The sequence below is a fragment of the Rahnella sp. P4_A8 genome, from assembly GCF_056402435.1.
This window is the reverse complement of record NZ_JBFUHK010000260.1, coordinates 1-1,149: the sequence shown is the minus strand read 5'-3', so window position 1 is coordinate 1,149 and position 1,149 is coordinate 1. Positions and strand designations below refer to the sequence as shown.

Here is a 1,149-nt window from a genome sequence, read left to right as displayed (position 1 = left end):
CACTTCCACGGGTCCTACACCGGGGTGGCTCGGTAAATATTAATCCCTTCCGCCTTCGTTTTTCTAGATTACATTTTTTTTGCATGGAGAACATCCATGATAAATACGACGAGGGTATGAGATACGTTGACAATTAATCTTGCTTCAGCAACAACCAGCATCGGAGGGTTAGAACCACGACCATGCGCCGAACCTATATGTGATCTAAATGCGGCTACACCATCAATAATTGATGACATACCTTTCAAAACCTTGTGCTGGTCTGCGGCTAGCGTTGGGTCGTCATTAAGACCCAAATCAGGCATTACCGTTGCCCAAAGTGGTACTACAGTTAGCCTTTGTGGCATTGGTAAATTGAATTTTTCAATATAGTACTTTAATGTTGATTCTATTATTGAACAAGCGGCAGTTACCGATGCATGTGGATCACTTTGAATGTTTTCCACTGCACGTCTAAACTCATTATCAATTGATGAGTAATCTCCTGACTTTATATAATCCTCTAATGTCTTGGAAATTGTTGTTGCTCCTGACTTTGTTATAACTCCATTGGTTCTATATTCCAGCTGATTTCTAGACAGGGCATCGTTAATCCGTTTCTGACCATTCTCTACAGTTTGGTTCCCGCCCACCTTTGAAAATGAATTCGGCGATGAATCCATGTATTTCTGAATAACAAGACCTAATACTGAAAGAGCATCTGTATTTGGATCTTCATTACATATCTTAAGCCAACTGCTACATTTAGTTTCGCAATTTCCAAATGGAACATCACCGGGGGCGCCGGATTCCATAAAAATACTGTCTAGCTTTGTATGACTATAGTAGTGTGCTGCAATCACTGAAGAAACAGCGCCAATAACACTGTTTGGTATTGTTTCAATCACAATCGACCTCTTTATTTTAAAATAATGACATGTTCCTGATAGTCAGAGTGTCAGGCCAGTTTTTGTTGACCACTTCACCTCCTAAAGAAGCGATCTTCCACCGAGCTGGTCAGAATAATTTCAGGAATCGTATTTCAACAAATTTTCCCGACTATTGTTCCATAAATCCATTAACTGATCTGAATTTTTCTTAACCCATTCTGAAATTGTTTTCAGGGATTCTGAAACAAATGGAGTACCTTGACTCATCATGAATCTGCCA

1 protein-coding gene is annotated in these 1,149 nt (G+C 39.8%); it reads right to left on the bottom strand.

The features are described from left to right. Positions 1-68 precede the first annotated feature (68 nt). Positions 69-887: an abortive infection family protein gene (locus AC1DUO_RS25250; RefSeq protein ID WP_013578399.1), complete on the bottom strand. Its 819-nt coding sequence runs from the start codon at positions 885-887 to the stop codon at positions 69-71. Between the last annotated feature and the right edge of the window lie 262 nt (positions 888-1,149).